A 16,155-nucleotide genomic window follows, 5' to 3' on the forward strand; every position below is an offset into this window, starting at 1 on the left:
ATTTTAGAAATTATCTGCCTCGGAAAAAATTCCATAATTCTCCAAATCCTGGAGGGGAGTGACCTGAATCAGACATTATACCTCCTTCAGGTTTATACCATCTATCCCCAAGATTACCTACGTGACCAAATTCGTGTGCCGCTGTCCGACCATTACTGTAGCCCTTTAATGCAGTGGAGTTCGAAGAAAAATACCCTACTGCACCCACATCCATCCCAATATGGTTAGAACCTCGCCGAGTACCTGCAAAGGACCCATGTGTCATTGGGGCACTTTCTCCATTATTATTAACAGTTATTAAAAATTCAGATTTCTTTACCTGACTTTTATCGTTGATGACCTCTATATCTCCCTCGAACTTTACAGTTGTGCTGACGTTCTTACCAGACTCAGATAGTTTAACAGTCCAAGTATCAACAATCTCCTTCACCATCATCTCTCCTGCATGCTTTAATTGCTCGCCGGTAAGTTTAGTATCAGAATTATTAAAAATCTTCGCACCATTTATTGTAACAGTAGTTTCTATGCTTGCTGCCCGCTTAAAAAAACCTTTTAAACCTTTTAACTCATTATGATCTTTATCGAATCTTTTCCTTGATACAGTAATACCATTTCCCTTTTGTTCTTCGCGATTTGCCCCTTCAGGCCTCATTCCATCAGGATCAATAAACCTAACTGGATTATCAAAGGCATAATTGTATGGACTATGTCTTCGCATTTTTTCAGACAACGGGTCCACAACACCCCATCTGCCTATATCTACCATGTACATCCTTGCCCCATAATCCAACCAGTCAAGATCAAGTTCATTTTGTCTTTCCTTCCCATTAAATTGATAAAGATTTGGCATTGAATTTTCCTTAGAGTAAGCATTAAACGTCAACCCGAAAGGATAATACTCCTGACTTGCAATAACAGGCGATTTGGTATGCTCTACGTTAAAGTCATCAAAATATACCTCTACCGAGCTTCCACCTAAAGCCACGTTGTCATTGCTCAGGTAAAGATAAACATATCCTGGTTTCTCTATAACAAGCTCTTTGGAGAGTAGTTCATGAGGCACGTCTGTGCCGCTCTCTTTGGCTGCTTCTGTCAATCGCACAAAGCCGCCATCCAGTACATTGTAATCGCGATCAAAGACTATGTAGTTCAAGTAAGCTTTTGGTCCTGTGCCTGTTTCATTTGTCTTGCTAAGAAGGCCTGCAAATGGGTTCACTGCTCCTCCGATACTTCCTATAGCACCGCCATCCACGTATGTTCCCGATGTTGCTGCTGTTCCGTTGGCGATCGAAGCAATCAGGTTCGTAACGGCCGTAGACCAGTTAGCTGTGTTGGTATCCAGGTATTTAGCGTATACTTCAGCTTTGACCACATCACCCGGCATTACACTCAATGATCTGGCTAAGCCTGTTCGTTCACTAGCCGTACCGTTGAGACGAGTCGAGTAGTAGGTTGTGCCTGCATTCGTGTGATCAAACAATTCGAAGTTTACTTTTACAGCCTCGTCATAGTATAAAAAGTCATTGCGCTCTGTTCCTTCGTTCGCTGTCTCCATGGTCGCTACCGGGCTCTCCACTTCTACTTTAGCAGTAAATGTTACTCGAACATTGCCCAGGTGATCCTTCAGGTGATACTGATATTCAGGACTTGTCCCTGTCATCACCACACGACCTTCTTCATAATTGATGAACTTCAATGTATCGTTCTCATAAAATAACTCGCCTGCATAATCAGTCTGCTTCGTCAATACACTTGCGCTCGTGTATACTTGTTGGCATAGCTTTCTGCCACCAGCATCGTAGAAGTATTTGATGTAATCTCCACTAACTTTCGTTACTTGTAGTGGCAGGTTCAGATGGTTGTAAGTAATGGCGCTGATGTCTTTATTCTTATCGGCATTCATGCTGCCATTGTTATCGTAGGTATAGTCATCACTGCCTATATTTCCATCGGTAAAGCCTTGTCGTATATCACCGGCATCACTTACACTTAGCAACTTATTACTCTTTGCTGCCCCCGTGCCATAGTCATAACTAAGCACATCCATGGATATACCATCTTTACCTTTCCTGGAGAGTTCTTGTAAGTTACCATTCAGGTCATATTTATACCCGGCTTCCGTAAAGGCTTCGCTGGTTACAGTATTGTCGTTTGCATCTTTATGCTCAGGGAGTCCCCAATTCGAAGCGTGTTTCTGACGGAAGTTTGCTCCGGCAATCCGGTTCATAGCATCGTAAGTATATGCATAGGCATTCTCCTTTACATCATCAAAACCTTGATTATTACTCCAACGCATTGCTGAGATATTTCCATTGAACTGCGGGGAATTATTCAATGTCGCGACAGATTCATTGTAGGCAAGATTCATTCCGAAATGGTCACGTGGATCATTGGTCTCTTCCGGTGTGAGGTCTGCATTGTTTATACGCGTAAGCCAGCCGCGAATATTATACCGCAGATCAACATGTTGCTTAAAGCTGGTTCCTTGATCTTCTGAATGAAGCTTCTTCGTGATTAATTGACCTAGTTCATTATACTCATTTTTAACAAGCAATACCTTCGGTGAAGCATTCACCTGATGCCATACCTCTAGCAATCGACCTGCATGATCGTATTCAAATGTCTTTGTTACACTGGTAGCGCGCGCTGCAAACGAAGCACGTACGTCCTGAAGAGTTGCACTTGTGATATTCAACGCAGCGTCTATACGTAGGTCGCTGGTTGATTGCGCTGAAGCTACGTTTGGCGTAATCTTTCTACCATTGCATCGGTAGATGATCGCTGTCCCTTTTCGCTCAATACGTAGAATATCGCCTGTAGCTAAGCCGGCAGCCTGATATTTCAGGCTATTACTCTCATATATACACATTGGGTTAGTACCACTATACATATACCACGCATAGTTAATGCTGCTATATCCACCATCTGGATCCGATGAAGCAAGTCCTACCATCCGGTTCTTTCCAAGTTCAGAAACTGTCACTTCCATCCAGCCGTCCTGACCAGCTGGCAAAATCTCCTGAGAAGATGCACCTGATACCCAACCACTTCCCGTTGTACTCAGTGTATTGTTCAATTTATTAACAGTTGCCGTACCAACCACATTAGTCCATGTAATAGCGTAATCAGTGTGTGTAGTCTTAGATTCCTTTACCTTTCCGGCAAAATCATATCGATTGGTTATCCGATCAGTGCTCCCATGCATGTCATTGGACACGGTTTGTATCACTCTATACTTATCATCGTAATAGGATGCTGTAATTATATAATTACCTTGTCCTAATACTTTGCTTTTTGTTCCGGTAACTTGACCAATAACGCCAAAGAAGCTGTTCCCTGCTGCATCGTATTTATATTGATCTATCAGCTCGTCCGATTTATAGCTATATCTTTCGTCATTGATGACATTCTTGAAATCATACGAATCGTAATACGTTACCGTAAGTACATTAAGCTTTGTTAGATCCGTTGGAAACACAGTATTGGTATATCCGTGAAAAGTACTTGTACCATCAAAGGCATCATAGAACGCACTTGTACTGATGCGAGAGGTCATCCCAGCTTGATCAATTGCTTCGCTGTGAGTATAAATTGCTGTCAGAATCGGACGATTTAAAGCATCGTATTTAGTTAAAAGCCATTGATTGTTCTTGCGTTGCTCTCCGTCCTGCGTCATCACTAATCGATCACGTTCATCGTATACCATATATACCCAGTCAGCACCCGGCACTTTTTTATGTGTCATACGTCTGCGTCCGTCATATTTATATTGGAAACCCCAGTTGTCGATAGCAAGGTTCATTGCAGTTTTAACCTTAATCGGCTCACTTGCAATCGTAATTCCGGCAAAGGAAGTATTCGTCATTCTAATACGATATATACCTTCATCTTCAGCAGCAAATGCATTGCGAACATAGCTTGTATTCGTAGGCCCCTGATTTTGAACAATGACACTTTCCCAATCGCCACCTCCCCGCTGTCGCTCCCAAATGATTGTTCCATTACTACCGCCTGAACGTCCCGGTACAGTTAGTGATGATCCTATGACAGCCGTCACGTAGAGCACGTCCTGAATATTCCTCTGAGGTGTTAATACCAGTGAGCGAAACCCAGCTCCTACCAGTGGTTGCAAAGTACCGAAGTCGAGGCGATTGTAAGAAATATTTAAATATAGGTTTGCCTTGTTTACGTGTGTAGTAAAATCCGGAAGACTTGTAAGCTCATTATAGCTAAAGTTCGTACTGTTGAAAACTGGCAACGATAGTAACCCGGAAGGGAGACTGGTAAACTGATTCTTCAGTGCATTTATACTAGCCAGAGCCACGCAGGAAGATATCGATGAAGGAAATGCTCCGACAAACTGGTTATTCGAGATATTCATTGCCGTTACTTTATTCCATCCATTAAAAACAGTTGCAGGAAGTTCACCACTAAATTTATTATTATAGATATAGAACGTCACCATCTGGTTCAGCGCGGAGAAGCCTGCCGGAATGTTGCCCGTAAGTTGATTGTCGTTAACATAAAAGTATTTCACCTTGGTAAGGTTAACTAAACTCGAAGGCAAGCTGCCACTCAACTTATTGTTGTGAATCTGGAAGTAAACAAGGTTAACAAGGTTACCGATCGATGAAGGTATAGTTCCAGTGAGTTGATTATTATACAGATATAAGTTTACCAGCTTTGTGAGGCTGCCAATTTCAGAAGGAATCGAACCACTCAATTTATTGGTGTGAAGCGTGAACGTTTGAAGATTTACCAGATTACTTACAGATGAAGGAATAGCACCTGTTAACTGGTTAGTACTTAATCGTAAATCCACCAAAGTGGTCATGTTCCATAGAGAAGATGGAATGTCTCCACTTAACTGATTCGTATACAACCAGAGGTTAGTAAGCTTTGAAAGGTTGCCAATGCTGAATGGTATAGCTCCTGTTAATTGATTAGTGTATAAATAAAGATTAACAAGTTTCGAAAGATTCCCAATATCAGATGGAATACTTCCGGTAAGGTTATTCTCATAAAGATACAATCCGGTAAGATTAACCAGATTACAAATACTCGAAGGAATGGTACCTGTCAAATCATTCGCATGAAAACCTATATAGGTAAGTGCCGTAGCATTGCCAATGTTGGAAGGAATACTGCCACTCAGTTTATTATCCGCAACTGACACCCATAGCAACCCGCTTATATCAAACAAAGATGAAGGAATAGTACCTGCCAGACTACAGGTATAAAGATATACATATTTCAAAGTACTGATTTGCCCGATAGACTCTGGTATACTTCCGGTAATACCGCGATTGTTATACAGGTTGATGGTATTCAGCGCTTGCAGTGTTCCTATTTCAGAGGGGATTGTGCCTATCAGGTTGTTGTTCCCCAACGCTATGCTCGTAATATCACCATTGGTTACCGTCACACCATACCACGTACCAAACTGGGCACTGGTGGCTGATGTAGGCCAACTTCCGCTGGCAGGCCAGTTCGTCTTTGTTTTCCAACTGGCTCCGCCAAGATTATCATATATAGCCTTAAGTGCTGCGAATTCAACAGCATCCGGTATCGCATCAACAGGTGCAGGCGATTTAGCATAACCACCAAAATTTAGTATTCCGGTGAGTATAGTCGTTAAAATAAAAACAGGTAAAGTAGATCGCATCTTGCCAACTATTTATAGTGTGGTAATTTTAAGAATTTTAATTTCATAGATTTCAGGTAGTGCATCATCTTTACCAAGCAATACACGAACTATGATTTCACTTTTTGCACGTTCAAAGGTTATTGTACCTAGTTGATCGCCATCTTTAAACTGGTAGATAATTGAACCACTGCTGCTCACATTTTCCCAGTTTCCCCCTACATTATTTACCGAATAGGTATGCTTTATACTCCCATCGGCATTGAGCCATTCTATACGTTCAGCACCATACGTAATAAGTTTTTCGTTCTCTGCTGCAACGCGCTCACCATTATTAATATCATCCATAGATGAGATATACCAAGATAGGTTCTCAGTGACAATACTCTGTGCATGCAAGGCTAAGCCTGTGAAGACAAATATTATAGATAGTAATATCCTTAAACTCATATATAGTATATCAGTTAGATGATGATTTAACAGCTTCAACGGCCTCTGGAGGAAGGACAAAGGCTAAATTTCCAAAATCGTCATAGACGTAGTATGTAAGTGCCCAATCTATAGCGTTATTCAAATTCGCAGAACCTGCCGTTACCTGCGTTTTCTTGAGAACAATTTTACCTTCCTTATTGACGTATTCGCGTACAGAGTTGCCGGATTCATCAATAGTAATCTGAATTTTCAATTGTCCCGAACTATAGTATCCGCCAGATTCAATAGTTCCTGTTACTGCAATTTCCCTCTCTAAAGAACCGGAAGAATTTATCTTCCATGCAGTTATTTTCTCTTCTGGCAACAATCCTTCACCATGTACATTAACAGTATATTGGGACTCTATATACTTATCAGCGCCATCCGGATTGGCTGTACTTTGCGCTGCCCAACTACTGCCAGCACCATACGTTTTTGTTGGTCGGTTGAGAGGAGATGCTTCAAAAATCGTTTCTGAATAAGGTACAATATCATCAGCCACGGCATTGTCACTACCAGGTTGATAGAATGGCTGGGCAATTCCAATATAATTTCCTGTAGCAGGATCAATTATTGTACTGGTTCCTTTGTACCATCCATCTGTTCCGCCTGTCACAGGCAGGTACTTTTTTGCCTCACGTCCGGCAGCATCGTACACCGCTGGTTGAATTATATCTTGATTACTTGGTGACGCCTGCCATGCAACATTTTGAAGAGGTCGTCCTAATCCATCAAAGAATTGAGTTGTCTGACTTCGGGAACCAACGGGCAATTGGTGAGCATCGTTTGTAGTATATACGTTATCAACTAAAACATCGGTTCCTATAATATAGTTAATAGAGCTTACCGTTATCGCCCCAGAGGTAAAGGGAGGGGAATTCCCTTTTGTTACCTGCAAATAATATGTACCTGCAGCATCAACTATATAATTATTGCCTGTAGTTCCTGAAATCGCCTGTTTAGACGAATTCAGCCACGTATATGTGTCATAAGTATAATTATCTACTGTAAGAGTTGCTTTCCCATTATAAAGCTTACCGCCATTGGAAACCGTTACAATAGGTTCAGGATGTATGTATCCTGTGACGCTTTTTCTCGGTGTGCTTATACAAGGTCCGTTAATCGTTTCAATATAGAAAGTCTTATTCCCATTAAGTTGCGCGTTATACGATGTTGCAAACATACCGCTATATATTGCATTGCCTCCTGTGGGATCAGTATACCATATATAGGATTCTGACCCCGGTACAGATGACACAAGCAGTTGTACTGACACACTTGGACTGTTTGAAATTTTGTGTCCATCGGTCGACGAAGTTGGTGACCCTACTGATGTAACAATGTTGATGTCGCCGACAGTTTGGTAACCCGAACTCCATGTACCAGTGCCACTAAATCGTGCTCGCAGGTACAAAGGTCCCGGAGTGGTTCGCACAATGGTATTGACGTCCCCCAGATTGGTAGTCGTCCCCGAAGGGGAAATTTGCCAGTACCAATCCACACCAGAAGTATTTGCACTACGTGTCACTGTAGTGGAATTACAATTCTGCGCAATCGTAAAAGTTGCTGTAGGAGTAGATACATTGTCGTTAATCGTCACAGAGTGGCTTCCCATCTGATTTCGATTATTATCAAAAAAAGTGATAGTAGCTGAACCAGCCACGAGCCACTGAATCCTTACATAGAAGTTAGCACCTTCATTACTTGTCGAAACTATATACCCTTTACCTCCAGTCCCCCAAGAATAGCCTGTATACGTAGTACCATTGTAAAACCTATATGTTTCTATTTGTCCAAGGTTTACAGGTGTTGGACCTGAGATTTGTGCCAAAGCCGCAAAAACAGGCAATAGCAAACCTATGAAAACAACAAAACCAAATTTAACTTTCTTCATATACATCGCTAGTTTCGGTAGTTATACTGAAAGGTTTTTAAAATCTTCTTCTCATTATCACGGATTAGTGATAATCGACCAAAGGCATCATATTCATAGTACGCTGTCTTGCCGTTAGAATCTGTAATGGAAGTAACCCCATACAAAGGATCATATGTATAGGTAGTTAGCTGTGCATTGATTGGATAGACTCTTACCTCGTCCAAATGAGAACCTTCGCTGATATTGGAAGCAAAAGGCAGAACTCTTGTGTTCCATTTACCATCACTATAGTACTTGTAGGACATTAAATAGGTTCGTCCAGCCGGCGGTGTAAAAGGAATGGTGTATGTACCGCCAGCGCGATATCGACTACCAGCTCCTGCAGGAAGACTAGGGCTACCATCAGTACCATTATCTTCAAAACCATTATAGTATACTTCAGCTGTTGTCGCATTTCTGATTTCTGCAACCGGATAAGTATTTGCATAACCCCACTGGTAATAAACAGGCTGGTCAAACGACTTTGCAATGCTTGAAATATTACCTGTAGATGTATACTGCGAGGTATAGCTTTTGCGATACAGCACCGGATCGTATGAAACCGCAGGTATATATTTAGGGACTTCGTTCTCCAGAAGAATTTTACTATTAACCAATAACACCTGGCTTTGAGGTAAAATGATTCCCGAAAAATCCTGGTATTCCGTAAAGCTTCTTTCTACAACCTTATGATCACCGTTAGGAGCCTCATCAATCACTGTTGTTTGTACTATTTTATCATGTAGGTGCTTATCACCTTTCATAGAAGTTATTACTGAATTACTTTCTGATTCTAAATAGTCAGCCGGATATGTATAGGTTACGATAGTCTTATGCTTACTGCTTTTATCTTCCTTAATTACTTGCGTTTGTTGCAAGTGATTTGAATTACCATAACTATAGCTTGTTTTAACACTTGAAGTCTGAATTTCAGAAGGACCAAAATCTATAGTCGTTGACGACTCTAGAAATGTAAAGGATGAACGTATGGCAGGGTATACACACAACATAATAGTTTGAGCTGGTCCTATCGCCAATCCCGGATCAACTTTTATAGTTCTTTTTTCAATACCATAAATCGTGGATGGAAACTTAGATTCATAGTTGGTTACAATTTCCTTTACTTTTTTACCGGTAGCATCAAAATAGACTTGTCTCTTCAGAAGACCATTAAGATCATTCGTAGTTGTAGCAACTGTTGACGGCCTTATAAAGTAGGCAAGGTTATATGGATATTTATAACGATTTACTGCATCAAACTCATTGTTGTATTCATGCTCTATTCGACCAAATTCGCCTTGCTCTCCGAATAACTCGATTACTTTATCGTACCCCACAACAGTGCCTTTAGAATTCATCAATGGCAGACTACTATCCGCTTGACGAAGCAGGTGAACACACTCTAAACAGGCTACAGGTTCTGGAATACCGGGCTCAGTGTTTTGTTGCCTGCTTACATCAAAGTAAGAGTATTCCGGATATACCATCAATTTTCCGTAAGAGCGTTCCTCCTGGATTCCATTCTCATCAAGATCAGTTTTATATCGGTATATATATTTTCGAACTGAGGCTATTTTAGCCGTCTCAATATCATAATCTTCGATCTTTTCGATTCGTAAGCCGCCACCAGTTCTATAGTAAACAGGAGGACCCGCACTGGAAGGCGCACGTTTATCCGTATCAACCCAATAAGCATAAGTGGCTATAATATTTTCGAATCTTGTCTCTGCACCGTTAATGAATGCTTTCCATGTATACTTACCCGGATACAGTGTATAAGTATTCAAAAAAGTAAAAACCGGACTTTGGGAACTAGAACTACGATCGCAGTAAAGGCAGTTCTGGTCCGTGTTAACAGAACAACTGCTGTGTCCTAAATCAACCCGACTTATGCGTCCGCCACTTTCATTGTATAATTCGAAATATACTTCAGGATTGGCTGTCAGATCTTTACAAGGAATATTTAATCTGAATGCTGCGTCAATAGTTACTGGCAACACGTGGCCGTAGGCATCAACAAATTCATCAGTTATATCAAATGTACTCTCTTCTATAGTGCCACGTTGCGATATATCATAGGAAAAACTGACAAAATCCTGCCACGACTCCGGAAGTGTAACATTGTGATGATTGGGATTGTCTTGATAGTCGTGGGCTCCATAATAAAACGTGGACTTACCACCTGTCGGATATGTCACAGATTTCAGGCTATAGGCATACATATCTGAAGCAGAAGCATCACGCTCCTTGCCCATAATCCCAATTAACGATTGAGGATTAGTACCCCCTATAGTCTCAAAAGAAGGAATAAAAGATGATCCTCCGCGTCCATTATAATAACCCCAATGATCCTTTGCATACGAGTTCTTAACTGGCAATAGCTTATCTTCATAATAAGCAAACCGGTGTATTTCTTTTTGAGTTGAAGCCGGACTTTGTTTAGTAACGGACGAAAGCTTGAGACGCTTTTGCAAGTAATCCGCAGATACAGAAGTAGGAAAACCACCTATGCTCCCACTGAGAAAATACTGCTGCTGAAAAATAAACTCCTGCTCTGGTACAGTTGCGCCCGCTCTAAAGACCTTAATTGATTCCAGCCTTTGATCACCTTCTATGTCCAGACGATCATTAACCATTGCAAATTCAATTCGACCATGTGTCCATGTAATGCTTTGTAGTGATACTTTCGAATAAGATTTACGCGGCACTGTACCTGTTTGCGGCGAAGCGAACTGTGGGCGACAATTAGAACCTGTGCAACTTAGCGTTACTGGCTCGATAGTCTCCATATAAGATCCTACAGGGCTGATCATTTGCGTGCCATTATTCGAGTAATTAAAGTATACATGTTCGTTTTGCGGTGATATGATTTCAGTAACATACCATGCTGACTTTTGCTGATATCCTTGAGTATTGTTATAATCTACGAAGTACTCAAACACAGAAAATTTATATGTAAACCCATCAGGTGTTTTTGCTTCCCATGATGAACCATCTTGTGTTAGAGACTTGATGGTGACTTTCTCTTTCTTTTCAAGCACGACCTGGCGGTCGCGCGTTAACACAAATTTACCAGAGTAATTACCGAAATTATAGTTGAACTGATCCGGCTCAAAGTCGTAGTCTGCACCGTACGTATAGTCCAAAAGATTTAATGTTTGCTGAGTAGGACCACCCGGATCTCCACCATTATTATAGTATGTCAACGTAGTTCCGGCAGTAGCTGTATAAGGGAATGAAAAGCCAGGGCCCTGCGGGATAATAGGAGAATTATTTGATGGACTCAAATATGCACTCGGATCGACTAAGAAATCATCCTTATTGACAATATTTCTACTAATTGCTCCACCTGCATTTAATACCCAGCCAAGTCCAACATTGCTAGCCTCTTCAGAAACCTTTATACCTGACGCATGATAGCTAATTGAAATTGGTACTTTTATATCACGTGCTGCTATCTCATATATTGGGATACTTATATTTGGTAGGCCGGTATATGTTGAAATAGGAATATTTCCGTATTTAGCTAACGCTGCCGCGTTCGGAGACGGTGGTATTATCTTAGGTAGCTGGCCTTGTGCTAACAGCTCAGTATTGGCTAACATCGTTAACAAAAATACAAGTAATAGTAACGTTGTTTTGGAATGATAGCGATTGGATTTATTGCAACGCCAATATTTGTTCCCTACACTTTCAACGAGATGAGGCATATTTTTATAGACAGGTTAGAAATTATTAAAATACTTTCTTTATTTAAAACGGATTATCATTCCTTCAACTTATAAATAAATAGGTTTTCAAATTCTGCACCAATTTTAGTTTTTATAGTTTTCGAAATTTTCGTTGTAGCTCAATCCATCGTTTTCTGGTCAAATCCTCGAAATTCAAAGCAGTCGCTCTTTGTTGCTTGATCTTTTCAAAATCAATGTTGCAGCATCAAGCATTCTCATTTTCTTTTATTGGGAATAGAAATTATCTCTTACGCTTTACATTTCCCAAAATGACGAGTCACAAATTTTTTAAGCACTTGTTTACAGATACTATCTCCCTTATAACACCGACTTTAGTCATAATCCTGACCTTTACCGAAGTCACAAAGAAGTTCGCATCCATGGACAAGAGCCTTCCACCTGTTCTTGAGATACCTGTATAAATATGGCCTCAACAAGCAGTACACTTATATATACTCTATAAAACAAGTTAATTGTACACGTACAAAAAACCTGTTCCCATAGAATCGTTACATACATTTATAAATGCAGACAAGACGGAATTTGAAGGCTTACTTAAATCAACAACACTATATCAACATGCCATAATACGATGCGCCACATGACAATTGCCGGATTACAACGGACGCAGTTACGTAAATCAGAATTTCCATTTCAAATATCCTAAAAATTACAATACACAATTTAGTCAACGGCAAAAATGAATTTACATATATACTTCTACGTATTTATACGGATTTTGCTTTACTATCTCCGCGAGAGGATCATTAATGCCACCATGAGGTAAAATACATCGAACTGTTTCTATACCTCACCATGGTATCCCAGCAATAAAAGCTAAAACAAAATTATTTTACACTTAAACATCTCCAAATCGATTCACCTCTTGCTTAATAAAAGAACAGTATTCCAAATTGCATTCATTGTTCCCGCATCCTTCAACCAAACAGAATCGTTCGAGTTCACCCATAACAAAAGCAAAATCTCCAGCCTTTCCCTGGCTCAATGCATTTTGAGTGAGTATCTTTAAAAAGTATGAATGTGATACTTCTCCCTCTGTACCTAATGAAGCCATATAGTATATACTCTTTTCACCAAGAATAGTATATATTCTATCTTCTTCTTGAATTCCTAAAATTGCCTTTTTGTTATCTTCGGTTAGGTATTTATGAATACAATCTTTTATTGATTGAATTAATTACTTGAAATCTGACTTGACCCCTTTCATATATATATCTTTCCCATACCTCAGCAACAAGTCCCTTAGCAAACTTAGCGAACTGACTATTAATTTACTTATATAACGAAGGAACTTTTACTACCACATCTTTAAAATACCCAGTATGTGAAAATGATATTTTCCATATCGCAGGGCATAGAACGAATTTGCCGATGAATCTTCCAATTCCTTACCTGCCGCTTTAAAAAGCTTATCAAAACTCCTTGATTCGTAGGTAAGTTGTTTTTTCGAATCCAGTGTATATTTAAATAATCTTACCGTTGATTTTCATAAAAAACGCAGGCGGGCGCTTAATTACTTCTGAATTAAAAAGCATGTACCTATATAGTAATTATCATTGGAAACGTCACAAGTTAAATCTATGCCCCATGATGTAGTCCTGTATCGCTTTCACAGTAAGGAATTCTTGATATCCACAGGTTGCACTATATAGGCTTCCTGTGCTCGAGCAACCTTGATGTTCAAAATCATCAAAACCGAGAAACAAAAATATCTTTTCATTGTGTAACGATATTTACTTGTTCTAAACCACAACGCTGGCAAATTCTATATTCTCCTAGCTCCGTAGAGTGAATATTACACATATTGGCATTGATACCAAGGACAATAAAGAAATTTCCAATACTATTCCTGCAACGTCAAACGCTAATACGGTAACTGCTTAATTTCCTGCTTTATATAGCCATCTTTGGTAAGATTAACTTTCCAATAAGTTGGCTCAACTATGATTGGTCCTTCTGCAAAGCAATTCTTACAATCCTTACTGACCTCTCTAAAACTATTTTTATCGTAAATCATATGCTTTTCAAGACCAGAGTAGATTAAAATCAACTTATTATCGACAATAGTATAGTAACTTGGAGGATCAGCAGGAAGTTCGTTATATACCATATACCCAATATAAAAATTCTCCAACGAATCCTTACTATACTTCAGTTGAAGTACACCCTCAACATCAAACAAATGATTTTCAGTTGTATATTCTCTCAGTATTGAATTAAGCCTTGGATCTTTCAATTGATTTTTTTGCACTACATAAGGAACTGTTTCTCTGCTGGTGAAATCTAAATACAAAAGCATAACAGCTGTATATACTATAAATCTCATAATCTTCATTTAGGAATTAACGTCATTAAATTCAAGTTCCCATTCATTAGGCTTTCGGAGGAGGCTACATAATATTTGCTGTTTTGGTCTCCGCCCACCTCCACCACTATTATTTACATTTCCAGAACCTTCTCATTATATCTTTAGACGGTGCGAGTGTTTTTTATCTTTCACCATTTAAAAAAAGCAAATAACAATATCGTTATTACAAAAATTATTGGAGTTAGAATGTAATCTGAAATAAAGAACATCTCAACAAATTTTGTTTCACCTTCGAATCGTTCTGTGCCTCTCAATAGCATGAAGGGATAAGTAATATAACCCAGCAATTTAGGTGTAAGTGTTATTATCGCTATGGTGATAATAGCAGAGGCGATGCTTAATAACGGTATTTTAATTACAGCTCTCATTTTATTTCCCAGAATAGTACTTGCGTTGATTTATTTAAATCTGACATTCCGGATATAAATCAATGCTCTTTGTTTCGAGTGGAGTATTGCTTCTCTTTGTAAGGACAGGCAGCCTAAGTCGGTATCAATTCGAGTACTAGCTGACAGTCTTATATCATTTATCTGGTGTTGCTCAAAAAATAATGATTTCTAGATTCGAAAGAGATCCAATAGTTTATTAATTATAAATGGGGATTTTAAAGGAGGTGGCACATCCTTGGAACAAATTGGTCAGAGGGGAATTTCGATTCTCTAAGTTTAAGATATTCAAACTTTCTTTGCCGCAGTAGTATGCAATTTGTAGGTAATAAATTCCAGGCCCAAAATTAAAATCCTCAAGAGGCACCATTTTTTCAAGTGTTATCGATTCATGCTTTTTTAATACCATACCGCTCTTCAAAAAATCTACTTTGGTCTTTAGAAGAGCACTATCAAGTTTCTCTTTCGTCACCCGCCTATTCTTTCTGTTGCCACCAGTGGTTAGAATCGGCTTCATCTGTGTACTCCCACTATATATAGCGAATCCAATTCCAGTCCCCACATTCTCTGTATCACATAATTCAGAAAGACTGAAAGACACTGGGTATGGCCCACCATTTTTAAGTCCATAAACATGAACATCATGATCTGAATTATTGCTAGAGATTAAGGAAACTTCCAATGTTCTGCATACTCCAGAGCAGATTAAACTATCCCCTGAAATCGTTAAGGATATCGGGTTCGAAGTGACATCTTGGGCAAAGGCACATGGAAGTGTACATGACAATATTATTACAAGTAATTTCATATTAGTCATCCATTCACTTAATAGCCCGTGTCGGATTCGGGTTAGGTGCCTATAGTGGTGCCACAATTGTTCTATGTACTCTCTTGGAAGTGCATGTAATTAGATAACGGACGTCACATTATAGTGTGATTACTCCAAATTGCTGAAAGCGCCTTTCATTGCCTCACGTACCTCCTGAGGCACTATAGTTTTATCAAATCGATATTCCATTTCATGATACTCGTACGCACTAGCGGAAGTATCATACTTCCAATAGGTATGTCCAACATCACTACTAAATACCCATTGGGTGGCATTCTGATCCCAACAAAATGCCCATTTTTGAAATGTACTTATGTCATTTTGATGGCTACAAATCTTTTTACTGTTTGCTTCAGTCACTTTATACCTAACTAGATCGTTTTCAATATAGATGTCAAGTTTTAAATTGGGGTTATCTAACTGATAGACACCGGCATCAAAAATAGGCTCATTACTTTCCACATGCATAACACCTTTATCACAACTCCCCATATACGTCAACAACAGAAGTGTGACAATAAATCGCAAAAAATCAATATAAGTCTTCATAGTTACCTTCTAAATTCCCAGTCATTCTCTGACCAACTTATGTGTATCTCGTAATCTTTAGCATCTTTAAAAAGAACGGATGTTGTATTTCCCTAAGCGTGCGAAAAATCCCACTACATATCGTATTTCCTAAACGAAGCTGTTGGATATATGAAAACGTGACCTCTAACAAAATTGATAGTATAAATAGATCGTCTGAATCATTATGTAAAGTGAATGAAATTAACTTCTCGTGAAGCAT

General features: G+C 39.4%; 8 protein-coding genes. All 8 read right to left on the reverse strand.

Features of this window, described 5'->3' with window-relative positions:
- Nucleotides 1–10 precede the first annotated feature (10 nt).
- Nucleotides 11–5,665, reverse strand: coding sequence for a leucine-rich repeat domain-containing protein (locus ACFQ21_RS05260; protein WP_377575833.1), 5,655 nt, complete (start codon nt 5,663–5,665; stop codon nt 11–13).
- Between the two features lie 12 nt (nt 5,666–5,677).
- Nucleotides 5,678–6,094: a hypothetical protein gene (locus ACFQ21_RS05265; RefSeq protein WP_377575836.1), complete on the reverse strand. Its 417-nt coding sequence runs from the start codon at nt 6,092–6,094 to the stop codon at nt 5,678–5,680.
- Between the two features lie 10 nt (nt 6,095–6,104).
- Nucleotides 6,105–8,009, reverse strand: a complete 1,905-nt coding sequence (locus tag ACFQ21_RS05270; RefSeq protein WP_377575839.1) for a DUF6443 domain-containing protein — start codon at nt 8,007–8,009, stop codon at nt 6,105–6,107.
- Nucleotides 8,010–8,017: 8 nt separating this feature from the next.
- The gene (locus tag ACFQ21_RS05275; protein ID WP_377575842.1) at nt 8,018–11,740 is read right to left on the reverse strand and encodes a hypothetical protein; all 3,723 of its coding nucleotides are present in this window, start codon (nt 11,738–11,740) and stop codon (nt 8,018–8,020) included.
- Nucleotides 11,741–12,620: 880 nt separating this feature from the next.
- A complete protein-coding gene (locus tag ACFQ21_RS05280; protein ID WP_377575844.1) occupies nt 12,621–12,836 on the reverse strand; it encodes a hypothetical protein in 216 nt (71 codons plus the stop codon).
- An 810-nt stretch (nt 12,837–13,646) separates the two neighbouring features.
- A complete protein-coding gene (locus ACFQ21_RS05285) occupies nt 13,647–14,108 on the reverse strand; it encodes a hypothetical protein (RefSeq protein ID WP_377575847.1) in 462 nt (153 codons plus the stop codon).
- Nucleotides 14,109–14,735: 627 nt separating this feature from the next.
- Nucleotides 14,736–15,344 carry a hypothetical protein gene (locus tag ACFQ21_RS05290; RefSeq protein WP_377575850.1) on the reverse strand — a complete coding sequence of 203 codons (609 nt, stop codon included), beginning with the start codon at nt 15,342–15,344 and terminating at the stop codon, nt 14,736–14,738.
- 129 nt (nt 15,345–15,473) lie between these two features.
- The gene (locus tag ACFQ21_RS05295) at nt 15,474–15,914 is read right to left on the reverse strand and encodes a hypothetical protein (protein ID WP_377575852.1); all 441 of its coding nucleotides are present in this window, start codon (nt 15,912–15,914) and stop codon (nt 15,474–15,476) included.
- Nucleotides 15,915–16,155 lie beyond the last annotated feature (241 nt).

It is taken from the genome of Ohtaekwangia kribbensis, assembly GCF_042676245.1.
In the GTDB taxonomy this organism is placed as follows: Bacteria; Bacteroidota; Bacteroidia; order Cytophagales; family Cyclobacteriaceae; genus Ohtaekwangia; species Ohtaekwangia kribbensis.